Annotated in this window: 19 protein-coding genes, 1 tRNA gene and 1 pseudogene; 14 read left to right on the top strand and 7 right to left on the bottom strand. The window is 61.4% G+C overall.

From position 1 onward, the window contains the following. Nucleotides 1-51: 51 nt before the first annotated feature. Complete coding sequence (gene malF / locus ACP148_RS12000) at nucleotides 52-1,599, top strand: maltose ABC transporter permease MalF (RefSeq protein WP_421952847.1); 1,548 nt, start codon at nucleotides 52-54, stop codon at nucleotides 1,597-1,599. After that, nucleotides 1,596-2,486 carry a maltose ABC transporter permease MalG gene (malG, locus tag ACP148_RS11995; protein ID WP_421952846.1) on the top strand — a complete coding sequence of 297 codons (891 nt, stop codon included), beginning with the start codon at nucleotides 1,596-1,598 and terminating at the stop codon, nucleotides 2,484-2,486. The genes malF and malG overlap by 4 nt, the downstream gene beginning before the upstream one ends. Here the strand turns inward: malG and ACP148_RS11990 are convergent. Next, on the bottom strand, nucleotides 2,444-3,502 hold the full coding sequence (locus ACP148_RS11990; RefSeq protein WP_421952845.1) for an AbrB family transcriptional regulator: 1,059 nt from the start codon (nucleotides 3,500-3,502) through the stop codon (nucleotides 2,444-2,446). The two genes, malG and ACP148_RS11990, sit on opposite strands and share 43 nt — an antisense overlap. A gap of 10 nt (nucleotides 3,503-3,512) precedes the next feature. Beyond that, the gene (locus tag ACP148_RS11985; RefSeq protein ID WP_421952844.1) at nucleotides 3,513-4,679 is read right to left on the bottom strand and encodes a M20 aminoacylase family protein; all 1,167 of its coding nucleotides are present in this window, start codon (nucleotides 4,677-4,679) and stop codon (nucleotides 3,513-3,515) included. 119 nt (nucleotides 4,680-4,798) lie between these two features. On the opposite strand from ACP148_RS11985, the gene ACP148_RS11980 reads away from it, so the two are divergent. The 8 genes from ACP148_RS11980 (at nucleotide 4,799) to ACP148_RS11945 (ending at nucleotide 13,880) form a co-directional block, all read left to right on the top strand. Continuing rightward, complete coding sequence (locus ACP148_RS11980) at nucleotides 4,799-5,413, top strand: class I SAM-dependent methyltransferase (protein WP_421952843.1); 615 nt, start codon at nucleotides 4,799-4,801, stop codon at nucleotides 5,411-5,413. A 120-nt stretch (nucleotides 5,414-5,533) separates the two neighbouring features. Further along, nucleotides 5,534-6,718, top strand: coding sequence for an aromatic amino acid transaminase (locus ACP148_RS11975; RefSeq protein WP_421952842.1), 1,185 nt, complete (start codon nucleotides 5,534-5,536; stop codon nucleotides 6,716-6,718). An 82-nt stretch (nucleotides 6,719-6,800) separates the two neighbouring features. After that, entirely contained in the window at nucleotides 6,801-7,457 is a 657-nt protein-coding gene (fsa, locus tag ACP148_RS11970) for a fructose-6-phosphate aldolase (RefSeq protein ID WP_421952841.1), read from the top strand. Between the two features lie 7 nt (nucleotides 7,458-7,464). After that, a complete protein-coding gene (locus ACP148_RS11965; protein WP_421952840.1) occupies nucleotides 7,465-8,544 on the top strand; it encodes an Mrp/NBP35 family ATP-binding protein in 1,080 nt (359 codons plus the stop codon). Between the two features lie 99 nt (nucleotides 8,545-8,643). After that, nucleotides 8,644-9,975 carry a GH1 family beta-glucosidase gene (locus tag ACP148_RS11960; RefSeq protein ID WP_421952839.1) on the top strand — a complete coding sequence of 444 codons (1,332 nt, stop codon included), beginning with the start codon at nucleotides 8,644-8,646 and terminating at the stop codon, nucleotides 9,973-9,975. A 311-nt stretch (nucleotides 9,976-10,286) separates the two neighbouring features. Beyond that, a complete protein-coding gene (locus tag ACP148_RS11955; RefSeq protein WP_421952838.1) occupies nucleotides 10,287-11,594 on the top strand; it encodes an ABC transporter substrate-binding protein in 1,308 nt (435 codons plus the stop codon). 79 nt (nucleotides 11,595-11,673) lie between these two features. Then, on the top strand, nucleotides 11,674-12,681 hold the full coding sequence (locus ACP148_RS11950; protein ID WP_421952837.1) for a carbohydrate ABC transporter permease: 1,008 nt from the start codon (nucleotides 11,674-11,676) through the stop codon (nucleotides 12,679-12,681). A gap of 53 nt (nucleotides 12,682-12,734) precedes the next feature. Then, a complete protein-coding gene (locus tag ACP148_RS11945; RefSeq protein WP_421952994.1) occupies nucleotides 12,735-13,880 on the top strand; it encodes a carbohydrate ABC transporter permease in 1,146 nt (381 codons plus the stop codon). Between the two features lie 48 nt (nucleotides 13,881-13,928). On the opposite strand, the gene ACP148_RS11940 is transcribed toward ACP148_RS11945, so the two are convergent. After that, complete coding sequence (locus ACP148_RS11940) at nucleotides 13,929-15,017, bottom strand: LacI family DNA-binding transcriptional regulator (RefSeq protein ID WP_421952836.1); 1,089 nt, start codon at nucleotides 15,015-15,017, stop codon at nucleotides 13,929-13,931. A gap of 389 nt (nucleotides 15,018-15,406) precedes the next feature. On the opposite strand from ACP148_RS11940, the gene ACP148_RS11935 reads away from it, so the two are divergent. Together ACP148_RS11935 and ACP148_RS11930 are read left to right on the top strand one after the other, a co-directional pair. Further along, on the top strand, nucleotides 15,407-17,089 hold the full coding sequence (locus tag ACP148_RS11935; RefSeq protein WP_421952835.1) for an alpha-glucosidase family protein: 1,683 nt from the start codon (nucleotides 15,407-15,409) through the stop codon (nucleotides 17,087-17,089). A gap of 26 nt (nucleotides 17,090-17,115) precedes the next feature. Continuing rightward, nucleotides 17,116-18,117, top strand: a pseudogene (locus ACP148_RS11930) (ABC transporter ATP-binding protein); the annotation flags it as partial. A gap of 275 nt (nucleotides 18,118-18,392) precedes the next feature. On the opposite strand, the gene ACP148_RS11925 reads toward ACP148_RS11930, so the two are convergent. The 4 genes from ACP148_RS11925 to ACP148_RS11910 all read right to left on the bottom strand — a co-directional run bounded on the left by ACP148_RS11925 (nucleotide 18,393) and on the right by ACP148_RS11910 (nucleotide 24,771). Then, the gene (locus ACP148_RS11925; RefSeq protein WP_421952834.1) at nucleotides 18,393-19,994 is read right to left on the bottom strand and encodes an ABC transporter permease; all 1,602 of its coding nucleotides are present in this window, start codon (nucleotides 19,992-19,994) and stop codon (nucleotides 18,393-18,395) included. Between the two features lie 104 nt (nucleotides 19,995-20,098). After that, complete coding sequence (locus tag ACP148_RS11920) at nucleotides 20,099-21,127, bottom strand: extracellular solute-binding protein (RefSeq protein ID WP_421952833.1); 1,029 nt, start codon at nucleotides 21,125-21,127, stop codon at nucleotides 20,099-20,101. Nucleotides 21,128-21,271: 144 nt separating this feature from the next. After that, nucleotides 21,272-22,357 carry an ABC transporter ATP-binding protein gene (locus tag ACP148_RS11915; RefSeq protein ID WP_421952832.1) on the bottom strand — a complete coding sequence of 362 codons (1,086 nt, stop codon included), beginning with the start codon at nucleotides 22,355-22,357 and terminating at the stop codon, nucleotides 21,272-21,274. Nucleotides 22,358-22,407: 50 nt separating this feature from the next. Further along, nucleotides 22,408-24,771, bottom strand: a complete 2,364-nt coding sequence (locus ACP148_RS11910) for a PAS domain-containing sensor histidine kinase (protein WP_421952831.1) — start codon at nucleotides 24,769-24,771, stop codon at nucleotides 22,408-22,410. A gap of 265 nt (nucleotides 24,772-25,036) precedes the next feature. On the opposite strand from ACP148_RS11910, the gene ACP148_RS11905 reads away from it, so the two are divergent. Both ACP148_RS11905 and ACP148_RS11900 read left to right on the top strand, forming a co-directional pair. Next, nucleotides 25,037-25,113 (top strand) — tRNA-His (locus ACP148_RS11905). A 193-nt stretch (nucleotides 25,114-25,306) separates the two neighbouring features. Next, entirely contained in the window at nucleotides 25,307-25,480 is a 174-nt protein-coding gene (locus tag ACP148_RS11900; RefSeq protein ID WP_421952830.1) for a helix-turn-helix domain-containing protein, read from the top strand. The last annotated feature ends 56 nt before the right edge of the window (nucleotides 25,481-25,536 follow it).

Genomic DNA, 25,536 nt, shown 5'->3' with positions numbered 1-25,536 from the left:
AGGGTGGGGCGGCTCCTGCCGCCCCACCTTAAACTCGGGGAGGAACGGGCGATGTCGGTTGCAATTGCAGCCCAGCTTGGCGACCGCGGAGCCGTTTGGCGCGATGTCGTGGCCAAAGCCCTGGTGGCGCTGGTTTCGCTTGCGATCCTTTTTGCCGCCTGGGTGGTCTACGCGGTGGGGCAGGCGCTTTTCGGTGCCTGTCTGGTTGTCGTCGCATTGGCGTTCTTTGCCATCTACGGCTTCCGGCAGTTCTATTTCGCCCGCTTCATTTTCCCCGGCGCTGCAGCGGTCCTGCTCTTCATTCTCTTTCCGGTGCTTTATACGATCTATCTTGGTTTTACGAACTACTCGTCTTTCAACCTTCTGACATTCGAGCGCGCCCAGAACGTCCTTCTGTCCAGCCGCATCATCGATGAGCAAACCCGCCGACCTTTTGCCCTTGTGGCCGAAGGTGACCAGTACCGGGTTTTTCTCCCGCAAGGGGAGGGCGGGTTTCTTTCCGAAGCGACGGCACTCGACGGCGAAGCGGTCAGCCTTGCCGCTGAACCGGTCGAAACAGCGCCACAAACCACTCTCGAAATGCGCGACGTCGTCGCCCTGCGTGATCCCCTGTCGCGCATTGAAGTCACGCTGCCCGACCAGACCCTCCTGCGCGCTTCGGGCTTGCGAGAATTCGCCTATGTCCAGCCCGAATACGAACTGATCGAGGATGAAAAACTCCGTCACGTCGAAACCGGCGAAATCCTGACGCCCAATCAGGAGGTCGGCTTTTACGTCCGCGAGGATGGCAGCCGCGTTACACCGGGCTGGCGCGTCTTTATCGGCACGGACAATTTCGAACGCATCTTCCGGTCGCAAGGCATTCGCGGTCCGCTGGTTGGCATCTTCATCTGGACGGTCGGTTTCGCGGCAGGCTCGACAATATTGTGTTTCTCGCTCGGACTGCTTCTCGCCACCATCCTGCAATGGGAGCATATGCGCTTCCGCGCGGTCTATCGCATCCTTTTGATCCTGCCCTACGCGGTGCCGGCCTTCATTTCGATCCTGGTCTTTCGCGGGCTCTTCAACCAGAATTTCGGCGAGATCAACCTGATCCTCAACGCCATCTTCGGCGTCCGCCCCGCCTGGTTCACCGACGGGGTTCTGGCCCGCGCCATGCTGCTCATCGTCAATGTGTGGCTGGGCTACCCCTATATGATGCTGCTCGGTATGGGCTTTTTGCAGGCCGTACCCCAGGAGCAGAAAAAGGCTGCGATCCTTGAAGGGGCAGGGGCGCTGCGCGTGTTTTTCACCATCACTCTGCCGCAGATCCTGCCACCCTTTCTGCCGCTCCTGCTGGCCACCTTTGCCTTCAACTTTAACAATATCGTCCTGATCCTGTTGCTCACGACCGGTGGTCCCGACATTCCGGGCACCGTCATTCCCGCGGGGCAAACCGACATTCTGGGCTCTTTCACCTTCCGTATGGCCTTCATGGATTCCGGCCAGCAATTTGGTCTGGCTGGCGCCATAACGCTGATCATCTTCCTCGTCGTTACAGTCATCGCCTACGCCAATTTTATCGCCATGCGACGCACGCAAAGGGGGGGCGTCCAATGATCGTGGAAAACAGGCGTGCCCTCGCGCTCAAGAAATTTGCGGCCCACGGCTTCATGATCGTCTTCATCGCGGTCATCATGTTCCCGTTCCTGATGGTGGTTTCAATCTCGTTTAGGGAAGGCAATTTCTCTGTGGGGGCCCTGATCCCCACCAACCCCACGCTCGAGCACTGGTATCTCGCGCTCGGCTTCGAATACACGCGCGCCGATGGCACGGTGGTCCAGCCACCCTTTCCGGTGCTGCTCTGGATGTGGAATTCGATCAAGCTCGGCATCATCTCCGCTGCCGGCGCCCTCGCCATCGCGACCATTTCGGCCTACGCGCTCAGCCGCATCCGGTTTCGCGGCCGCATGGCATTCCTCGATTCCCTGCTCATCATCCAGATGTTCCCCACGACGCTGGCCCTGGTCGCGCTCTATGCCATTTTCGACACCATGGGCGGCATTTCACCCATCATCGGGCTCGACAGCCACACCTCGCTGGTGCTGGTCTATCTCTCGGGCGTGATGATGCACATCTGGACCATCAAAGGTTATTTCGACAGCGTCGACCCGGCTCTCGACAAGGCCGCCGCCATCGATGGAGCCACGCCCTGGCAGACCTTCCGCTTCGTCTTCCTGCCCTTGGCCGTACCCATTATGGCGGTGGTCTTCGTTCTGGTCTTTATCGGGGTCGTCAACGATTATCCAATCGCCTCGATCCTTTTGCGCTCGGAGGAAAATCTGACGCTTGCCACCGGCTCGCGCTTCTATCTCAGCGAGTTCGAATACCGCTGGGGCGATTTCGCCGCTGCAGCGATCCTCTCCGGCATCCCGATCACGGTGGTTTTCCTCATCGCCCAGCGCTATCTGGTTTCCGGGCTCTCGGAAGGCTCGGTCAAAGGCTGACGTCCCCTGACCAGCATGACCACCAGCGGAATGGCAATGGTCAGCATTAAGAGCCGCGCCACATGATGGGCGGCAATGAAAGCCGTGTCATAGCCGAGCGCGATGCCCAGCGCGCCCATCGATTCGAGGCCTCCGGGCGATAGCCCAAGCCAGATCTGGCCGGTGGGCATGGAGACGAAATAGCTGGCAGCGAGCGCAAAGATGGTGGTCACCGCCACCGTTATTGCAGTCGCGATCGTGCCGCCGAACGCGGCCTGCATGAATTCCGCGCGCGTCATGCCCGCAAAACGCGAACCGATCAGGGCACCCATGCCCACGAATGTCAGATCGACCAGGATTGGCGGCAATGCGCCATCGAAATGGCCCGTCAGCTTCATCGCCGTCGCAAATGCCATCGACCCCAAAACATAGCCCGCCGGCATTTTGAGGCGTGTGAACACCCAGCCCACAAAGGCACAACCCGTTGCCACCATGGCCAGGGTTGTCAGGTCCATCAGCTCGCTTCCGGCCCCGCTATAATGTCCCACCGGTAGAAACAGGGCGCCGACCGGCGCAAACAGGGTCAGAAACATCACCCTTTGAACCTGGATGATGACGATCTGCCGTGGATTGCCGACGCCGGTCGAGGCCAGAGCCATGATAAAGGACAGATGGCCGGGAAACGAGGAAAGATAAGCGGTGCCCGCGTCGAACTTGAACAGCCGGCGAAGGACAATCCCACACACAAGAACGATGACGACGAGTTCGAGCGCCAGCGCGCCAAGCGTTATCGGCCACTGACCGATAAGCTGCAGCGTATCGGGTGCCACATTGGCTCCCATGGAAAGCCCGACACAGACGAAAAGTACGTTGCGCAGCCCGTTGGGCATGGTCGCTGGAAAACCGGACAGCGCGGCTATCGAAACCGTCAGCGCGCCGCCCATCAGCATTCCGCCCGGAATGCCGAAAAAACTGATCGCGAGCGACCCGACAGCGGCGATGACAAGTGTAAGACCGGTACGGAGCGCCCAGTGCATCGGCTTGCTCCTACTGCGGCGCCAGCGCCCTTTCGGCCAGGCGCACCCAATAGCTCACGCCCAATGGGATCGCCTCGTCGTTGAAATCATAGGTGTCGGTGTGCAGGTCCGAGCTGTCACCATTGCCAAGGAAAATATACGAACCCGGACGCGCGTTGAGCATATAGGCAAAATCCTCGCCCCCCATGGTCGGATCGACAGCGTCGTTCACCCGATCCTCCCCAACGATTTCCCGGGCCACTTCGGCCGCAAAAACCGTTTGCTCGGGCGCGTTGACTGTCACTGGATACCCCCGCATCCAGGTGACCGTGGCGCTGGCGCCGAACGCCTGCGCCAGCTGGGGCGCCAGGTGCTTGATGCCTTCTTCCATCTGCGTGCGCACATCCTCGTCCAGCGTGCGCACCGTGCCCGTCAGCCGTGCGGTGCGCGGAATGACATTATAGGCAGTGCCCGCATTGACCGTGGTTACCGAAAGAACCGCAGAACGGATCGGATCGACCGAGCGCGACACCAGAGTCTGCAAGCCCGAAATGATGTGGGCGGACACGATCACCGGATCGACGGCAAGGTGAGGCATCGCCGCATGGCCGCCATGCCCTTCGATATCGATTGCGAACTGGTCGGTCCCCGCCATGATCCCGCCGGTTCTGATAGCGAATTCGCCCAGCGCAATGCCGGGCATGTTGTGCATGCCGAACACCTGGGAAATGCCGAAGCGCTCCATCAACCCGTCTTCCACCATGACGCGCCCGCCGCCGCCGCCTTCTTCAGCGGGCTGGAAGATCACGATGACGGTCCCGTCGAAATTGCGCGTCTCGGCCAGATAGCGCGCCGCGCCCAACAGCATGGCGGTATGGCCGTCATGGCCGCAGGCATGCATCTTGCCGCTATTGGCAGAGGCATAGGACTTGCCGGTCCGCTCGGTGATCGGCAGGGCATCCATATCGGCCCGCAAACCGACAACGCGATCCGACTCGCCCTTGCCTCGGATGACCCCGACGACCCCGGTTCGCCCAATCCCGGTCACGACCTCATCAACGCCGAACGTTCTGAGTTGCTCGGCAACGAAAGCGGCGGTCTCATGGACGTCATAGAGAAGCTCTGGATTGGCATGCAGGTGTTGGCGCCACGCGGCGATATCGGCGTGAAATTCGGCAACACGATTGATGATGGGCATGGAGAAACCTGAAGGCGATATGTGAAGCGTCTAGTGTCTGCCCCGCGGCACGCGGCGTCAACGTCTCTTGTCTCTGGCTGGGCAGGAGGCTATCCCCCTTTACAGAATTGGACCCAGAGATGCCAGACACCGATCCAGCCGCATCGCCAATAGTGATCGATTTCATCGGCGGGGCCGTCGGCTTCCGGCTGCGCAGCGGTGAGGGCAGGGGGCAGCCCCTGCCGCGGGCCTGCGGCATGGCCAAAGGCGCCTTACCCTCCATCGTCGATGCCACCGCCGGCATGGGGCGCGATGCCTTCTTTCTCGCCTCTCTGGGAGCACAGGTCACCCTCATCGAACGCAACCCGCAGGTTCACGCCGCCCTCGATCGCGCCATGACCGCCGCCCGCGCCCACAGCGAGGACCTCGCCTCCATCATTGCGCGCATGACGCTGCTCCGCGGCGATTCCCGCGAACTCCTTCAAACCCTCGCCCCGGAAGTGGTCCTCGTTGACCCTATGCACCCCGAGCGCACCAAATCCGCGCTCGTCAAGAAACAGATGCGCGATCTGCGCGAAATGGTTGGTGCCGATCCCGATTCCCATGAACTCATGGCGGCGGCGCTGGCTGCCGCCACAAACCGCGTCGTTCTCAAATGGCCTCAGCGCGCCGCCCCGATCGAAGGGCTGCGCAGGCCCAGCCATCAGATATCGGGCAAGACCACGCGCTATGACGTCTTTGTCACCCGTCCATAGCGGCGCCGGCCATATTTCGCAAAACCATTCCGCCCCTTGGCTCCCCCCGCCCATTGCATTAGCGCCGGGGGAAACTATAAAGGCCGCGCGCCTTTTCCCTATCCAAGCTCGAGAGCGAGAATGTTCGAGACCCTTTCCAAGGCACCCCAGGACAAGATTTTTGCACTGATGGCCGAAATTGCAGCCGATGACCGGCCCGGCAAGATCGACCTCGGTATCGGTGTGTACAAGGACGACGAGGGCAATACGCCCATCATGACCGCCGTCAAGAAAGCCGAAGAGCGGGTCGTTTCGACTTCGAAAACCAAGTCCTATATCGGCGTGGCCGGCAACAAGGGCTTTGCCAAGGCCATGGTTGATCTCGCGCTTGATGGCGCGGTGCCCGCCGATCGCGTTCGCGCCGCACAGGCTCCGGGCGGCACCGGCGCCCTTTGGGTACTGCTCACGCTTTTGAAGCGCGCCAACCCCGACGCCACGGTCTGGATTTCCGATCCCTCATGGCCCAACCACAAGCCCATGGCCGAACAGGCGGGCTTTACGGTCCGGGCCTACCCCTATTTCGACCCGGAAACCCGCAAGGTCCGGTTCGACGAAATGCTCGCTAAGCTCGATGGCCTCGGCAAGAACGATATCGTCTTGCTCCATGGCTGCTGCCACAATCCCACAGGCGCAAACCTTGACCACGATCAGTGGCACAAGGTCATCGCCTCGCTCAAGCGCACAGGGGCTTTCCCGCTCGTCGACATGGCCTATCAGGGTTTTGGCGACGGGCTGGACGAAGACGCATATGGCCTGCGCGCCCTGGCGGCCGAAATCGACGAGTTCGTCTGCGCGACGAGCTGCTCGAAGAATTTCGGCATCTATCGCGAGCGTGTCGGCTGCGCCATCGTCGTGGGTAAGGATGCGGCTCAGGCCGATATCGCCAATTCCCAGATGCTCAACGTCATCCGTGGCGCTTATTCCCAGCCGCCCGATCACGGCGCTGAAATCGTGCGTATCATCCTCGAAGACGCAGACCTGCGCGCCGAATGGAAGGCCGAGCTGGAGGCCATGCGCAGCCGCATGATCGCCAACCGCAAGGCGCTGGCCGATGCGATCCGCTCGCGTTCGAACAGCACCGATTTCGACTTCGTGGCCGAACATCGCGGCATGTTCTCGCTTTTGGGTCTGAAAGTTGAGACGGTCGACCATTTAAAAGCCGAAAATGCTGTCTATATGTTAGATGACAGCCGCATAAACATTGCCGGCCTCGCTGACGAACGTATCCAGCGTCTGGCCGATGCCATCGTCGGAGCCACACGATAGAGCCTGACGCCGATATTGCGGCACCGCCATTCCATGCTACACCTTGGTCATTAGACCAAAGTATTATTCCAAGGGTGAAAAAATGAAATTTTTCGTCGACACCGCCGATATAAGCGAAATCCGGGAACTGCACGATGCAGGCCTGCTCGACGGCGTCACCACCAACCCTTCGCTGGTGGCCAAGTCGGGCCGCGATTTCAAGGAAGTGGTCAAGGAAATCTGCGACCTTCTGCCGGGGCTGCCCGTTTCCGCTGAAGTGGCCGCGACCGACTATGACGGCATGATGGCCGAGGCCGATGTGCTGAGCAAGATCGCCGACAATGTCGTCGTCAAGGTTCCGCTCACCCTCGCCGGACTGAAAGCCTGCAAGACGCTGTCCGACCGCGGCATCAAGACCAACGTCACTCTGTGCTTCTCGGCCAATCAGGCCCTGCTGGCCGCCAAGGTTGGCGCGACCTACATCTCGCCGTTCCTTGGCCGCCTCGATGACATCAATCTCGATGGCATGCAGCTCATCCAGGACATCCGGGTGATCTACGACAATTATGATTTCGACACCAAGATCCTGGCGGCCTCGATCCGCTCGCCCAACCACGTCTCCGATGCCGCTCTGGCCGGAGCCGATGTGGCGACCATTCCGCCGGGCGTGCTCAAGAAGCTGGCCGACCATCCCCTGACCGACAAGGGGCTCGACGCCTTCGTCAAGGATTGGAAGTCCACGGGTCAGTCGATCATTTGAGCCTCAATTGACCGAGGATGATGTCCGCAAGAAAATCCAGGACGCGCTGGGCGCCATAGAGGTGCCCGGCGGGTCTTCGCTTGCGCAGTTCCCCGGCCTGTCCGACATTATTGTCACCAAAGGTGCCGTCGCCTTCGCCATCTCGGTTTCGCCCGGCATGGAAAAAGCCTTTGCCCCTGCTCGTACCGCGGCCGAGGAGGCGGCCAAAAAGGCTGCGGAGGGCCGCAAGGTCATGGTGTCGCTGACCGGCGACAAGGCACCTGCCCAGGCTGCGCCGAAAGGCGCTTCACCGCGCCCCGGACCGCCACCCAAATCCCCTGTGCCCGGCATCAGGCACATAATTGCCGTGGGCTCGGGCAAGGGTGGGGTCGGCAAATCCACATGCGCCGTCAATATTGCCCTCGGCTTGGCTAGGCAGGGCCTTGCGGTCGGTATTCTCGACGCCGATCTTTACGGCCCCTCCTTGCCCAAACTGCTCGGCATCGAGGGCAAACCCGCCGTTCGCGACGACGGAATTTTCAAGCCTTTTGACGTACATGGCCTCAAGGCTATGTCGATCGGCCCCATGCTCACGGGCACCCAGGCAGTCGTCTGGCGCGGTCCAATGGCCACCTCGGCTCTGCGCCAATTGCTGCGTGAGACCGATTGGGGTCAGCTTGACGTTCTCGTTGTCGATCTTCCGCCCGGCACCGGCGACATCCAGATTTCGCTGGTCCAGCAGGTCGAACTGGCTGGCGCCGTGATTGTTTCAACGCCGCAGGATCTGGCGCTCATCGATGCGCAAAAGGCCATCGACATGCTCACCCGCACCAACGTGCCCGTTCTCGGTATCGTCGAGAACATGAGCTATTTCATCGCGCCCGATACCGGCAACCGCTACGACATTTTCGGTCATGGTGGCGCAAAGGCCGCCGCTGCGGACATGGGTATCGCCTTTTTGGGCGAAATTCCGCTGGTCATGTCGATCCGCGAGGGAGCTGATGCCGGCAAACCCGCCGTTGCCTCCGGCGACGGACCAGATGCCCAGGCATTTCTCGCTATCGCCGAGCGCCTTGCCGCCACGCTGGCGAGGGCAAGAATTTCCTGATTTTGGTTGACGTGGTTCTCGATGATGACAAAGCGTGAAAACGCTGGTAACCATAATGTAACCGATTACAAAAATCGCACTCTGGGCGGAGAGCCGACAATGTTCAGCCACAAGCGCGCCGATTTCGGCGAGGATTTCCTGTTCGGCGCGGCCACCGCCGCCTACCAGATCGAAGGCGGCCAGACCGACGGCCGAGGGTCTTCCATCTGGGATACGTTTTCAGCCACGCCCGGCAACGTCCACAACGGCGAAACCGGCAAGATCGCCTGCGATCACTACAATCGCTGGCCCGAAGATCTCGATCTGCTGGCTGATGGCGGGTTCGATGCCTACCGATTCTCCTTTTCATGGCCGCGCCTGATCCCGGAGGGGGTAGGCACCGTCAATCAAAAGGGTATCGACTTTTACGACCGTCTGATCGACGGCATGCTCGAGCGGGGTCTGAAACCCTTTGCGACCCTCTACCATTGGGATCTGCCAAGCGCTCTCCAGGACAAGGGCGGCTGGCTCAATCGTGACATCGCCAACTGGTTCGCCGAATACGCGGTGCTGGTACAGAGCCGCTTCGGCGACAGGCTCGAAACCACGGCAACCATAAACGAGCCGTGGTGCGTGGCCTTCCTCTCCCACATGCTCGGCGTGCACGCTCCGGGCTATCGCGACATCCGCGCCGCTGCCCGTGCCTCCCACCATGTGCTTTTGGCCCACGGCACAGCCATCAACGCCATGCGCGCCGAGGGAGGGAAAAACCTCGGCATCGTGTGCAATTTCGAGGTCGCCCAGGGCGCAACCGGCAAGCCCGAGGATATGGGCGCCGCGCGTCTGTGGGATGGGATTTTCAACCGCTGGTATCTCGACGGGCTGTTCAAGGGCAAATACCCCGCCGACGTTCTCGCCCATTTCGCGCCCCACATGCCCGACGAGTTCGCCGAGGACATGGCGGTGGTTTCAACACCGCTCGATTGGTTCGGCGTCAACTACTACACGCGCGGCCTCTATGAGCACGCCCCCGAACGTGGCGCCTTCCCGCTGCGCAAGGTCGATGGCCCGCTCGAAAAGACAGCCATCGGCTGGGAAATTTTCCCCGAGGGCCTGGAAGAGATCCTCACCCGTATTTCGGCTGACTACACCGACATACCGCTCTACGTGACCGAAAACGGCATGGCCGAAGTCGAAGGGACCGACGACCCCCGCCGGGTCGCCTATTACGACGGCCATCTCGGCGCAGTTCTTGCCGCCAAAAGGCGCGGCGCCGACGTGCGCGGTTATTTCGGCTGGTCGCTGCTCGACAACTACGAATGGGCCGAAGGCTACGACAAGCGTTTCGGGCTCGTGCATGTCGATTACAAGACTCAGAAGCGGACGCCCAAATCGTCCTACCGGGCCTTCCAGTCGCTTCTCACCGGAGCCAACCGCTCTCGCGTCGCCTGAGCGCCCGCAACCGCGACAATGTGGGCTCGGAAAATGTTTCCGCCATCGATCGCGCCCGTGCCAGTTGCGATGCCGGGTCCCACGATCAGCAAGGCTGAAAAGACGCCCCCGATCGCGTCATTGAACCCCTGCAACACCGCGTTACTGGCTTGGCAAACCTTAAGCTTTATGCAACGCTCGAATGGCCGCACGACAAAGCCCATATTGCGAAAAGGGGCGGCAAAAACGTTTTGGTTGCCAAAACGTTTTGGAATGTCGTATTCGGCGACCAGGCGCCGTATTTGCGTCTTTATGTGCTATGGGAGGACTACATGCACAAAACCTTACTGGCTGGAGCTTCAGCTCTGGCGCTTTCCCTTGCCCTTGCGGCTCCTGCCGCTGCGCAGGCCGTTGACCTGCCTGATTTGAACGGCGAAGAATTCACCATTTTCGGCCCCTGGGTCGGTGGCGTCGAAATCGAATCCTTTACCGCCGTTGTCGATGCCTTCAACGAACGCACTGGCGCGAACGCCGAATATGTCGGTTCAGACAGTCTCGAACAGCAGATCGTGATCGACGCACAGGCCGGCTCCGCGCCGGAAGTGACGTTCTTCCCGCAACCGGGCCTTGCAGCCACAATGGCATCCCAGGGCTTCCTCACCCCTCTTCCCGAGGGATCGGAGGACTGGATTCGCCAAAACTACGCTGCTGGCGAGTCCTGGGTCGATCTGGGAACCTATGCCAACGAGAATGGCGAGGAAGAGCTTTACGGCTTCTTCTACAACGTGAACCTTAAGTCGCTCGTCTGGTACGTTCCGGACAATTTCGCCGATGCTGGCTATGAAGTGCCTGAAACCATGGAAGACCTGCTTGCTCTCTCCGAGCAGATCGTGGCCGATGGCGGCACGCCCTGGTGCATCGGCATCGGGTCGGATGCAGCGACCGGCTGGCCGGCCACCGACTGGGTCGAAGATCTGATGCTCCGCACCCAGGAGCCTAGCGTCTATGACCAGTGGGTTGCCCATGAAATCCCGTTCGACGATCCGCGCGTGGTCGAAGCCATCGATACATTCGGGACCTTCGTAAAGACCGACGGTTGGGCCGCCGGTGGCGCTCAGGCAGTCGGCACCACTGACTTCCGTGATAGCCCTGCCGGTCTCTTCCAGGTGCCGCCGCAGTGCTACATGCACCGTCAGGCATCGTTCATTTCGGCCTTCTTCCCCGAAGGGACCGAGCTTGGTGTGGATGCCGACTTCTTCTACTTCCCCGGCTATGCCGAAAAGGATCTCGGCAGCCCCGTCCTTGGTGCCGGCACACTTGCCGCCATCACCAACGACACACCGGGCGCTCGCGCCTTCATGGACTTCCTCAAGGATCCTGAAGCGCATGAAATCTGGATGGCGACGGCGGGCTTTTTGACACCGCACACCGGCGTCGATCTGGCCGCCTATGCTGACGACACCCTGCGCGCTCAGGGCGAAATCCTGCTTGCTGCCGATACCTTCCGGTTCGACGGTTCGGACCTGATGCCCGGCGCCATTGGTGCTGGTGCATTCTGGACCGGCATGGTCGATTTCGTCGGTGGAGCTTCCGCCGAGGAGGCGGCCTCCGAAATCGAATCTGCCTGGAACAACCTCTGACCTGACAAACTGACGCCGGAGCGTTTATCGCTCCGGCGTTTTCCGACAATACACTCACCAGGGGTGTGGGGGGAACACGATGGTCAATCAGATTCTCTATGCGGCCTTAACCATTGTCATCGGCGTTGGTTTTGCCTTCATCTATTTTTGGGGAAGCAACTGGATCCTCGACAGAGCCCTGTCGACGGAAAATGTGGATGGGCCGACCTCCATTCGCCGCGACAGCCTGCGGACACGCATTCGCCCGTGGCTGTTTTTGTTTCCGGCACTGTTCTTCCTCACCGTTTATCTGGTCTATCCGGTATTCGAGACCATAAGGCTCACCTTCTATGATGGCGGCGGCCGCAATTTCGTCGGCACCTCCAACTGGCTCTGGGCGCTCAACAGCCCCGCTTTCGTGCAGTCGCTCATCAACAACGCGCTCTGGCTGATCGTGGTGCCCTCGGCAGCGACGGCCTTCGGCCTGCTGGTGGCTGTTCTTGCCGATCGGCTCTGGTGGGGCAACATCGCCAAGTCGCTGGTTTTCATGCCGATGGCCATATCCTTTGTCGGCGCATCCGTTATCTGGAAGTTCATCTATGACTATCGCGGCACCGGCGAGCAGATCGGCCTGCTCAACGCGGCGGTCATGGCGTTCGGCGGTGAGCCGCAGGCGTGGATCACCCTGCCATTCTGGAACAATTTCTTCCTGATGGTCATCCTTGTGTGGATTCAGACCGGCTTTGCCATGGTCATTCTCTCGGCGGCGCTCCGGGGCATTCCCGAGGAAACCATCGAGGCCGCGCGCATCGACGGCGCCAGCGACATCAGGATATTTTTCGATATCATGATCCCGCAGATCCTTCCCACCATCCTCGTGGTCTGGACGACAATCACCATCGTCGTGCTCAAGATTTTCGACATCGTGCTCGCCATGACCGGCGGGCAATGGGACACGCAGGTTCTGGCCAACCTCATGTACGACCAGATGTTCCGCGCCAACCATTTCGGCCACGGCTCGGTCGTTGCCCTCGTCATCATGATCGCGGTTCTGCCGGTGATGATCTGGAACATCCGCCAGGCCAGTTCTGAACAGGGGACGCACTGATGGCTACGATTGCAGACGTGCAGACAACGAGCGCCGAAGCCAGGACCAGTTGGCTGAGCAAGGTCCGCGTGACGCCGGGACGGGCAGTGGCCCACCTTGCCCTGTTGCTCCTTGTGGTGATCTGGACAGTGCCCACATTCGGGCTGCTGATCTCCTCGGTCCGGGACAAGGATCAACTGGCCGTTTCCGGCTGGTGGACCTCGCTCACCACTGTTGAACGCAGCAGTGTCGGTGTCCTTGGCACTGCGGAAGATCAGGTCGAGGAGGGCGGGCAATACGTTATTCGCGGCAACGTGCTGGCCGAAGGATCCAACGAGGCCGTCGTCAGCTTTGGCACTTCGATCAACAATCCGACCGAATTTGCCGCCGGTTCTCCGGCCCAGATGCGCGTTGGTGGCGAGATCATCGTGTCCGAAGACGGATCCTACGTCTGGACCTCGTCAACCGCGTTTGAGCATGACCGTGTAAGGCTGTTCTACACCTCGGCGGTGCCGCCCCGGTTCACGCTGGAAAACTATACCGAAGTGCTGACCTCGGCGGGTATAGGGCGGGCGTTTGTCAACTCGTTCACGGTCACCGTACCGGCCACCATCATCCCTATCCTTATCGCCGCCTTTGCCGCTTATGCGCTGGCGTGGATGCGGTTTCCGGGCAGAACGCTTCTTGTGGCGCTGATGGTCGGTTTGCTCGTCGTGCCATTGCAGATGTCGCTCATTCCTTTGTTGCGGATGTATAATGGCATCGCGACAACGTTCGGTGGTAACTCCAAGACTTATCTCGGGATATGGCTCGCCCACACCGCCTTCGGTCTGCCGCTCGCCATCTATCTGCTGCGCAACTATATGGCGGGCTTGCCAAGAGAGATCATGGAAAGCGCGCGCATGGATGGTGCCTCGCACTTCCAGATTTTCGCAACCATGGTCCTGCCCCTCTCGTTTCCGGCGCTGGCGTCCTTTGCCATCTTCCAGTTCCTTTGGGTCTGGAACGACCTTCTGGTCGCCATCGTGTTCCTTGGGCAAAGCTCCGACGAACTCGTGCTCACCGGTCAGTTGCGAGCCCTGCTCGGATCGCGCGGCGACAATTGGGAAATCCTGACCGCCGGGGCATTCATCTCGATCATCGTGCCGTTGATCGTGTTCTTCTCGCTCCAGCGCTACTTCGTGCGCGGCCTTCTGGCCGGCTCGGTCAAGGGCGGCTGAGCGCCCATTGCATCTTACGGAAGGGGGCCGCTCGAAAGGCGGCCCTTTTTATGCGAAATGCACGCTTTCGGCGATCGCATCGCCAGAAACGCCGTCTCCCAGATCGAACAGCGACGGGATCAGCGTGCCACTCGTCTTTTTGCGCTCGCATTGCCGGATCACCTCGGCCACCAGCGCCCGGCCCGCGGCACGCAGCGACGAGCGCACATAGGTGATCTGCCCCTCGACAGGCGCCAGGTTGAGATATTGCAACTCGTCATTCATCGAGGCGATCATCACATCCTTGCCGGGCACGCGCCCCGCCCGCGATACCGCCGTCAGCCCTTCGGTCGCCAGAAGGATCGATGAGTAGAGAAAAGCCGTGATGGATGGATCGGTCAGCGCCAGATCGGTCAGCTGAAAGCCGGCTTCGACCATCGGGTGCGTTCCTTCCAGATACATCACGGCTTCGGGCGGGTGCCCGAGATCGCGCAACGCATCGTAGACCGCCTGCCGCCGTGTCGTCGCATAAAGAAACCGCTCATCGCCGTTGATGAACGCGATGCGCTTGTGCCCATTGGCCAGGATCAGCTTGGTGAGGTTGTAGAAATTGCCGTAATTGTCGACATCAACCCAGCCATATCGGTCCTGCAATTCCTCGCGCCCATGCACCACAAACGGCACCTGGGCCTCGAGCAGGAAATTGATGCGAGGATCGTTGGGGCGGGGCAGGTCGACTATGAACCCGTCGACGCTGCCGTCGCGCACATAGCGCTCATAGGCGGCCAGTTGCCGCTCGGGCGTCTCGCTGGTCATTACGATGTCGTAGTGGTCGATCCGGGCCTCGCGCAGAACCCCGGCCATCACTTCGACGAAATGGGGATCGACAAACTTGTTGTCGTCGTCGGCCTGCACCCAGGCGATCGAATGGCTGCGCCGGGTCACCAGCCGCTGTGCGTTCCGGTTCGGTGTGTAGCCAAGCCGCCGCGCCGCATCGACGACCTTCCTGCGGGTCTTCTCGCCAACATCGGCATAGCCGTTCAGCGCCCGCGATATGGTGGTGATCGAAACGTTCAGTTCAGCCGCCAGATCCTTGATCGTGACGTTCCGGTTCTGCGCCCCCGCATCCTTGCGCGACCGGCTCGGGCCTGTGCTCATCGTATGTCCAGGGCTCCTCCACCCAAGCGCCTTACCCCGCCCATCCCTTCGCTCCTCAGAGTGTTTCCAGCAAGGGTCGATGCCACTCTCGTGGTTCGGAAACGCGCCGACGCAAAGCCCCGGAACAATTTCGGCGATTCAGGGAAAGGCCGAAAACGGTCCAGCCGGGAGGGGCCTTATCACCTCTTGCACAATATTGCGCGAGACAATGCAAGACCCGGTTGACGCCAGCCGGGCCGTCAGCGTAAGGAATCTAAGCCAAAACGTTTTGGATACAAGCAATAAAGGCGTTTGGCGGGTGCTTGCGGGCATCCTGAAATCAGGGCTTTACATCAGCGGGCAGGGCACGAACCTCGCCGCATTCATGTTGAGGGGGAGTTCGCTCGGCGATGAGTTATTTTGCGACCGAGTCACGCCAGTTCGTGCATCCCGAAGATACCTCGTCCGCCGCCAGGGACTGGTGGCGCGGAGCGGTGATCTACCAGATTTATCCGCGCTCCTTTCAGGACAACAACACCGATGGTGTCGGGGATCTGGTGGGCATCACCTCGCGCCTCGAATATGTCGCCGATCTGGGGGTCGATGCAATCTGGCTCTCCCCGGTGTTCACCTCGCCCATGAAGGATTTCGGCTATGACGTCTCGAACTATCGCGACATCGACCCGACCTTCGGCTCGCTTGAGGATTTCGACCGGCTGCTGGAAAAGGCCCATTCGCTGGGCCTGAAAGTCATCATCGATCAGGTGATATCGCACTCGTCCGATCGGCACCCATGGTTCGCTGAAAGCCGCCTGTCGCGCACCAACGCAAAGGCCGATTGGTATGTCTGGGCCGATCCCAAGCCCGATGGCAGCCCGCCCAACAACTGGCTTTCGATCTTTGGCGGGTCGGCCTGGCACTGGGACGGGCGGCGCATGCAGTACTACCTGCACAATTTCCTTGTCTCCCAGCCCGATCTCAACTTCCACAATTCAGCTGTTCAGGATGCCTTGCTGGGCGAAATGCGCTTCTGGCTCGAACGCGGCGTCGATGGCTTCCGGCTCGATACGGTCAATTTCTATTTCCATTCGGTGGGGCTGGAAAACAACCCGCCCGTGCGCCCCGAGGACTACAACGCCTCGACCGCACCGGCGGTCAATCCCTACAATCTTCAGGAACATCTCTACGACAAGAGCCAGCCCGAAAATATCGAGTTCCTCAAACGCGTGCGTACGCTGCTCGACGAATATCCCGGCACCACGGCGGTTGGTGAAATCGGCGACGCCCAGCACCAGCTCGAAGTCATGGCCCAGTACACCTCCGGCACTGACAAGCTGCATATGTGCTATACGTTCGATTATCTGGGCGGCGAGTACACGGCGCCCCATTTCCGCGATGCGTTGCGCCTGACGCAGGAAAAAGCCCCCGATGGCTGGATTTGCCTGGCCTTTTCCAACCACGACGTCGTGCGCCACGTCAGCCGCTGGGCGCCGCATGGCTTCGAGGACCGCCTGACGCGCCAGGCCGCGCTGCTCTTGTTGACAATGCGCGGTTCGGTCTGCGTCTATCAGGGCGAGGAACTGGGCCTCACCGAAGCCGAGATCGCCTATGACGATCTGGTCGATCCCTACGGCATCGAGTTCTGGCCCGAGTTCAAGGGCCGTGACGGTTGCCGCACGCCAATGGTCTGGCAGTCCCACGTCCGCAACGGAGGATTTTCGACGGCGAGCCGCACATGGCTGCCCGTCCCGGCCCAGCATCTGCCCTATGCCGTCGACCAGCAGGACAATGTCGCCAATTCAATCTTGTCGCTCTATCGGGCGATTTTGCGCTTCCGCCGCGAGCATCCCGTCCTCATCAAGGGCGATCTTGAACTTGTTGAGGCAACGCCTGACTCGGTCCTGGCCTTCACGCGATCGGTGGGTGAAGACAGGCTGTTCTGCGCCTTTAACATGGGTGCCGAGCCGATCGTCGTTGATGTGCCCGAGGGCTTGGTCCTTCAAGATGCCGGAGCGCCGGGCGCCGATGCCCGATTGGAGGACGCTCGGTTGAGTTTCGGTCCGTTCGGGGCCTATATTGGACGCATAAACTAAGGGCGAAAGAGCCCAGGGGAGGGATGATGTCTGACCTGCAGATTAGCAATCTTTACAAGCGCTACGGCAATGTCGAGGTGCTCAAGGATATAAATCTCGACATCAAATCGGGCGAGTTCATCGTTTTCGTCGGCCCATCGGGTTGTGGAAAATCGACCCTTCTGCGGACCATCTCGGGGCTCGAGACCATTTCGGCGGGCACGCTCGAAATCGGTGGCCGCCTCGTCAACGACGTCGCACCCTCAAAGCGCGGCATCGCCATGGTGTTCCAGTCCTATGCGCTCTATCCGCATATGACCGTGTTCGACAACATGGCCTATTCGCTCAAACTCACCCGCACTCCCAAGGACGAGATCAAAAAGAAGGTCGAGGCCGCCGCCGAGATGCTCCAGCTCGGCCCCTATCTCGAACGGCTCCCCAAGGCGCTCTCGGGTGGCCAGCGTCAGCGCGTCGCCATCGGCCGCGCCATCGTGCGCAATCCCCAGGTCTTCCTCTTCGACGAACCGCTTTCCAACCTTGACGCCGCCTTGCGTGTCGCGACCCGCATGGAGATCGCCAAGCTCAAGGAATCGCTGCCCGGCACCACGATGATCTACGTCACCCACGACCAGGTCGAGGCCATGACGCTCGCCGATCGTATCGTCGTGCTCAAGGATGGTGTCGTGATGCAGGTCGGCACGCCAATGGAGCTTTACGATCACCCGCAATCGCTTTTTGTCGCGGGCTTTATCGGTTCGCCGAAGATGAATTTCCTCACGGGCAGGAACGCACAGTCCTATAAGGCAACTACCGTCGGCGTGCGCCCCGAGCACATGGAAATCGTGTCCAACGGCAATGGCGCGTGGTCGGGCAAGGTCATCTATTCAGAAGACCTCGGCTCGGACAGCTACATCTATGTCGATATCGGCGAAGACGAGGCGATCATCATTCGCCAGGAGGGCAAGACCCCTTTCCGGGCTGGCGCCCAGATCAGCTTTGCGCCAAAGGGTGATCTCTTCCACCGTTTCGACGAGTCCGGCCGACCCATCACCTCGGGCGTCGCCGCACCGGCAAGGGCCACTGCTGCCGCCAAATCGGCAAAGCCGGCCAACCCGACCAAACAAGGCACCCCCGATGAGGGCGTTGTCGGCGGCGCCGGCGCGGTCGCCATGCCCGCCAAGCCGGCGCGCAAGCCGGCCGCAAACACAAAGGCGGCAACGCCCAAGGCCGGTACGGTCAAGGCCGCTGCAGCGAAAAAGGCACCTGTCCGCAAGGCGCCCGCCAAGCCCAAGGCATAGACTGCAACACGTTGAGCGGGCCGGTCCTACCGATCGGTCCGTCCCGTTCGTGCCAGAAGCACCACGGGCAAGATTCCGATCACCACGATGATGAGCGCGGCCAACGCCGCATCTTCATAGGTTCCACGCGCCGCCTCGCCATAGAGCAGCGTTGCAAGGCTCTCGAAATTGAGTGGCCGCAGCAGCAATGTGGCCGGCAGCTCTTTCATGCAGTCGACGAAAACCAGAAGCCCCGCCGCTGTCAACGCCGTCCGCGACAGCGGCAGGTGCACCCTCAACAATGTCCCGGTCGCGCTCTGTCCCAACGTCCGCGCCGCGTGGTCGTAGGATGTGGGGATGCGGCTCAATCCTGCATCTATCCCGCCTGCGGAAATCGCCAGAAATCGTGCCGTATAGGCATAGACCAGCGCCGCGCCCGAGCCGAGCAGCAGCAAGCCGGTCGAAATCCCGAACCAGTCGCGCATCAGCCCGTCCAGCGTGCGATCGAACGCGGCAAGCGGGATCAGGATACCAATGGCCAGAACCGTGCCGGGCACCGCATAGCCAAGGGTCGCAATCCGGGCAGCAATGGAGGTCTTCCGCCCCGGCTCGATCCGTGCCGCGTAGGCAATGGTAAAGCCGAGCACCAGCACAACGGCGGTGGCGATGGCGGAAACGGAAACTGTGTTGATCGTCGCTCGTATCAGGGCGGGCGAAAGACCGGCAAATTCGATCCGCCTGAGGGCGGCGACGGCCAGATAGATCGCGGGCCCCACAAAGCCGATCAGAATGGGAAGAAAACCCAACGCGAAAACACCCAGCCCCTTGAACCCGCCCAATCGGCGCGGCGGCATGGGCCTTGCTCGCTGCGCGCTGGCCGCGAACCGCTGGTTACGCCGCGCCCACCGCTCGAAAACAATCAGCGCGATCACAACCACCAGCATGGCAATGGCAATCTGCGCCGCCCCGGCCAGATCGGTGCGCACGATCCAGGTGGTATAAACCGACGCCGTCAGCGTCCGGATGCCCAGAAACTGCGCGGCGCCGACATCGTTGAGCGCTTCCATCAGCACCAGCGATACGCCAACGGCGATCGCCGGCCGCGCCAGCGGCAAAGCCACGCGCCAGAATACCCCGCTGCGCCCTACACCCAGGGTTCGCGAGACCTCCACCAGATTGGCGGCCTGGGTCAGAAACATCGCCCGCGTCGTGAGATAGACGTAAGGGTAGAGCACAAATCCAAAGACCAGTATCGCGCCCCACATGGCCCGGATATCGGGAAGCCGGAACTCGCGCGGGCTCGAATAGCCCAGCACCCAGCGGATGGCGCCCTGAATGGGTCCAAGCGGGCTCAGGACGTCGAGATAGGCATAGGCCATGATGTAGGTCGGAACGGCCAGCGGCAGCAGCAGTGCCCACTCCAGCACGCCTCGTCCGCGAAAGTCATAGGCTGAAACCAGCCACGCCGCTCCCGTTCCCACGCAGGTCGCGATGATCCCGGTGCCCAGCAGTAAAACGCCGGTGTTCCAGGCCGCTTGCGGCAGGATATTGGCCAGAACATGCGACCATAGCGTGCCCGTGTCGGCCAGCGCGGTCACCCCGATCGTTGCCACCGGCAATAGCGCAAGAGCCGCGGCGGCAAATGCCATCGCGGCCCACAATGAAACTCCGATGCGGTGCCGTGCTGCGGGCCGGCTTCCAGCCATTTCTGCCATCGAGGAGGGCGCGGCGGGACGTTCCCGCCGCGCTTTTCCTAGTTTCCGAAAGTGTCGAAGTTGACTTCGTCGACCAGTTCGCTGGCCCGCGTGCGGAACGGCAGCACTTCGGTCAGCGACATGGAGTCCGGGGTCAGTTCCCCGATTCCGGCAATGATCGGGTGCACTTGGGCATTGGCATTGACCGGATGCTCGAAATTGGCTTCCGCATAAAGCTTCTGGGCGTCATCGGAAACGAGATATTCGAGCAGTTGCACTGCTTCATCGCGATTGGGCGCGTGGGCCGCAACACCGGCGCCGGAAATATTGACCAGCGTCCAGCCATTCTCGAAAGTGGGCAGGATGACCTGAATTTCTTCCGCCCATGCCTGCTGTTCTTCGCCTCCGGCGCCGCTCGTCATCAGGCCGTAATAGTAGGAGTTGGCCACGGCGATATCGCAAATGCCCGCGGCAATATCGCGCGCGCCGTCGCGGTCGCCACCGGCGGCCACGCGGGCCTGATTGGCCTTTATGCCTTCGAGCCAGGAGCGCGTTTCCTCTTCGCCATACTTGGCCATATAGGCCGCGAACATCGCCGTGTTGTAGGGATGCTGGCCCGAACGGATGCACAGGCGCCCCCGCCATTCCTCATCGTCGAGTTGCTCATAGGTGAAGCTGTCGAGATCGAGATCCTTGGCGGCATAGAGCACGCGGGCGCGGCCCGACAGGGCGAACCAGTTGCCCTCAGGGTCGCGGAGTGCCTCGGGCACGACGGCTTCGAGCACTTCGGAATCGACCGGCTGGGTCAGCCCGGCATCGACAAGATCGATCAGGGCGCCGAAATCGACGGTCATCAGGATGTCGGCCGGCGAGCTCTCGCCTTCCGCCGAAACCCGCTCGATCAGCCCGTCCTGCAAAAAGACAGTATTGACCGCAATGCCCGTCTCGCCAGTAAACGCGTCAAGGATAGGCTGGATCAAACCCGGCTCGCGGGTGGTGTAGATGTTGACCTCCTGGGCCAGGGCAGGCACGGCTGCGCCCAGCGCCAGCAGGCCGGCTGCCGAAAACGTCTTAAAAAGTCGTGTCATTTGGGTATTCCCTTGGTGTGGTTCCATCAAAGGCGCCGAGGGCCAAACGCGCCCATAGACGGCAATACCCATAGCTGAGAGCGCGAGTCAACAAATTTCAAATTTAGTCTAGAATCATTCTAAACTATTGATATTTCGATTGATTTATTCGGCCGCCAGCGTGCCGCGCGGCAGGGTCGATCGCGCCGTCTCGTCGGCGGCAAACACAAGCACGTCCTTGGGCTCGACACTCACCGTGACCGCCTGTCCGACCTCCAGCCCCCGCTGCGCGCTCGTGCGCATGACAAGTGGTTCAGCCAATCCGGCGACTTCCAGTGTCAGCTCCTCGATCTCGCCCAGCAATACCCGTCCTCTCACGGTCGCCGCCGTCCCATGGGTTGTCAGCGCCAATGCCTGCGGTCGGATAAACAGCTGGACTGGTCCCGAACTCCCGCATGGTGCAGGAAACCGGCCAAGCGCACTGTCGAGCCAGTCGCCCGATCGCCGGGCCGGAACGCGATTGACCTGTGAAAAGAACGCGGCGGCATAGGCAGTCTGGGGAAAGCTGTAGATGGCGTCCCCCGTCCCGCTTTCGATCACCTTGCCCTTGTGCATCAGCACCACCTTATCGCCGATGGCCAGCGCTTCTTCGGGATCGTGGGTCACGATGATTGCCGTAGTCCCCAGTCCCCGGAGCAATGCCAGCGTCTCGCGCCGGATCGTGTCGCGAAGGCCCCGGTCGAGGTTGGAGAATGGCTCGTCCATAAGCAATATGCGCGGCTGCGGCGCCAGGGCGCGGGCCAGCGCGATACGCTGCTGCTCTCCGCCCGAAAGCATGTGCGGATAGCGCTCGGCCAGCCCCCCGATCCCGAGCCGGGAAATGATGTCGTCGACTCGCGCCGCCGCATCCCTGCGGGTCATTCCCGTCAGCCCGAACCCGATATTCCGGCGCGCCGTCAGATGGGGAAACAGCGCGTAGTCCTGAAACATGAAACCGATGTTGCGGTTTTCCGGCTCGACGAACGCATCGGTGCCGCTCACCGTCGTGCCCGCCAGCACCACCGTGCCGCCATCGATATGCTCGACCCCCGAAATGGCTCGCAACAGCGTCGATTTTCCACAACCCGAATGGCCGACAAGGCACACGATTTCCCCCGGCGCTATATCGAAGGAAACGCCGTCGAGTGCCATCACCGCGCCAAAATGGCGCGAAACATCTTCAATCCGCAGGATCGGTTCGTGTTTGCTCATGGCATTGAGTTAAGGCCGAGGATGCTTGTGCTTGTCAAGCAGCCGTCGCTTCAGCCCTTGACGACAAGACTCGCCGGGATGGTCAGCGTCATCAGCGTCCCGCTCTCGCTTGCCGGTGCAAGGCTCAGCGAACAGGCGTTGACCGCCACCAGCGACCGGGTCAGCGTCAGCCCGATGCTCGACTGGCTCGGCTTGCGCTCGCTGCCGTCCGCTGCCACCCCGTCTCGGAACACCATGAAGCGCTCCGCCAGCGCGTTGGGCGCCTTTGCCGTGTCGCGCACGTGGATGCAAACCGAGCCGTCCTCCTCGACCTGCCCCGAAAGCACGACCTTGGAGCCCTCGCCCCCCTCGCTGATCGCGCTGGCGAGCATGTTGAGTACGGCCTGTTTGAGCGTTGCGGCATCGACCCGGACATGGGGCAGCCGTTCGCTGATCGCGCTGCGCAGCAACACCCGGGCTTGCCCCGCGGCGCCGCGCACCCGCACGAGGCATTCGGCCAGCAAATTGCCGATATCGACGTCGGCGGGCGAGATGGCCAGTTCGCCCTCGGCGAGCCTGACATAATCGTCAAGTTCGTCGGCCAGGTCGCCGATTTCGCCACTCGCCGAACGGATGTCGCGCGCATATTCGAGATAACGCGAATTGGCCAGCGGCCCGAAGGATTCCGAAGCGATCAGTTCGGAAAATCCGGAAATGGTATTGAGCGGACGGCGCAGCCCGCGCGTTATCCGGCTCAGTGTTGCGGTCGGGACCCCTGAGCGCGGCCCCGGAGTTCCGGCCTTGGTGTCATTCGAGCCGAGCAGGCCGAAATAGCCCGACACGATGCCTGCCCGTCCCTCTGCAAAAAGCGTCAGCGTATGTCCGGCCCGTTTGCCCTTGAGCGAGATTGCGGGCCGCACACCCCCCGCGTAGCGGGCGGGCAGGCTGAGAAACTGGCGCAACGCCGAATGATCGCCCTGTGCGACCAGATTGGTGAGCGGCGTTCCGATTTCCGCCATGGCGCCATCGTTGCGGCCGCCCTCGAAGCTGGCGATGAGGCCAGCCCGGTCCGCCGTGACGAAATCAAAATTCGCGACCTTGGCCCAAAGCGCCGCGAACTGACCGACTTCGGCCTCGCGAAGCGGCTCGATGTCGCTGGCCCTCGCCGAAAGCATGAAACCGGGGCGGCCCTGCCAGGTGACGGCGTTGAGCCGTGCATTGACAGCGATTTTCTCGCCATCCCGGCGCAGCAAATGGTTAACCGGCCCCGCCGGCTCACCACCATCGACGGTGGGAAAAATCGCAGGCAGCCCCAGGCCGCGCAAAGTCGTTGCGTTCTCATAGCCCGTCAGATCGACCAGCGCGCGGTTGGCAAACAGAATGTCCTGGTCGCGGAAGATCAGAATGCCGATCGGCAGCCGATTGAGCACCACCGCTTCTTCGCTCAGCGCCACCAGTTCGCCACCTGATTGGCGCGGACGAAAGGGCAGGGGTGGGGGCGCCGGCTCGGGCGGGTCCTCGCGGTTCACCCTGTCGGTGAGGATGCGCGAAAGTTCTTCGAAATTGTATCGCGTCGACTGCTCGCTCGCGTCCGGGACCGCTTCGCCCTCGTCAGCTTGGCTGGTCTCGTCCGCATCTGACGATTCGGACCCATCCTCCTCGTAGCGGATGCGGGGAATCGCCAGGCCGCGCCCCGTGACCTGCCACAGCCCGGAGCGAGCCGACCCTTCCTCATTGTTGCCGTCGGCGGCAAACGCCGCCTCGTCGAGGTCCACGGGATCGTCCAAACCCCAGTCGGACCGGTCCTCGCCGGCCTCCGTTTCCACGGTCTCGTCATAGGCGATTTCCGCAAAACCGCGGCTGGGGACCTGTTCGGGAAACGCTGCGTCATCGCTCGAATCCAGGGGATCGAAAAGATGCTCATGCCCGGCCAGCTTGTCGACAAGCGCCGCGAGCCCCTCCAGCTCGACCTCGTCTTCATCACCCCCCGAAGCGAGGGACGCCTCCGCCACCACGGGCGCTTCTATCCTGACAGGTTCCCCGGACTGTTCGGTTCCCGCAGCCGCCAGAACCGCGTCCGCTATCGGGTCGACCCCGACGACCAGAAGATAGAGCCGGTCGTCGCCCAGCCGCAGCGGTGTACATTGGCAGGTCGCCGAAAGCGGCTTGCGCCCGGCCAGAAACTGCATGCGCGATAGCGTCGGCTGCCCCATCAGTCCCAATCGCACGATGCGCGCAATCTGGCCCTTGACCGGTACGGCCGGCTCCAGCGCCTTGATGCCATCGCCCTTGGCCCTGGCGCCAAACAGCCCCGCGGCCCGATTGGTCCAGACCGGCCGCGCCCCGTCGGCCGGCCACAGCCAGGCCGGGCGCGGGTCGTCTTCGTACCGCGTCACGGTTTGGGCCTGTTCAGCGCTTGTCCACTCGAGCGTCATGCTATGTCCGTATGTCCATCCTCGCCCCGGTCCGGGGCGATGGTTGACGAAACCTTAAATATAGGGACTCCGCGACCCGGTCCATGTCTTGCGCAATTGTTGTCCGCTCAAAGGTTGGAAATGGTTAAGGCCCGGCCCGGCGGCGCCTGTCAAAAAACCTGCCGAACTTGGCAAAACCGCCCTTGTCTTTGCCGCCATCTCGACCTATGTTCCGCCCCGTTTCGGGACGACGCCGCCATAGGCGTCATGACGTCCGCGTCACCATGCCGTCGTAGCTCAGTTGGTTAGAGCGCTAGATTGTGGATCTAGAGGTCCCCCGTTCAATTCGGGGCGACGGTACCACCCTTCTCCTGCAGCCCTGATGACGATGCGCCAACGGGCCATCATAGGTTAATCCGCGTCCGCTTTGAACCGGCATTTGTTAGGACTTTGTTAACCATAAGGGGTAACCCTATGTCCCGTAGCCAAGCGTATGGGGGCTCAGAAAGGACGTGCAGTGTACGACTTTGCTCCAGACGCCCAAATGGCGGAGGCTATGGTTGGGTTGCCAATTGCCGAGGTGGAGAGAACGCTGATTCTCGCAACGCTGCGGCAGACCAATGGCAATCGCACCCGCGCCGCCCAAATCCTCGGGCTTTCGATCCGTACGGTTCGGAACAAGCTCAAGGATTATGCCGACAAGGGGTTCAATATCCCCCATGCGGCCTGAACCGAATGCGTGGTAATCGCTTCGGATTTATAACGACATAGCTCTTGGCCCGGCGG

It is taken from the genome of Pelagibacterium sp. (genome assembly GCF_965249125.1).
In the GTDB taxonomy this organism is placed as follows: Bacteria; Pseudomonadota; Alphaproteobacteria; order Rhizobiales; family Devosiaceae; genus Pelagibacterium.
Note: the sequence above shows the minus strand (reverse complement) of the source record. Positions and strands in the feature narration are given on the sequence as shown.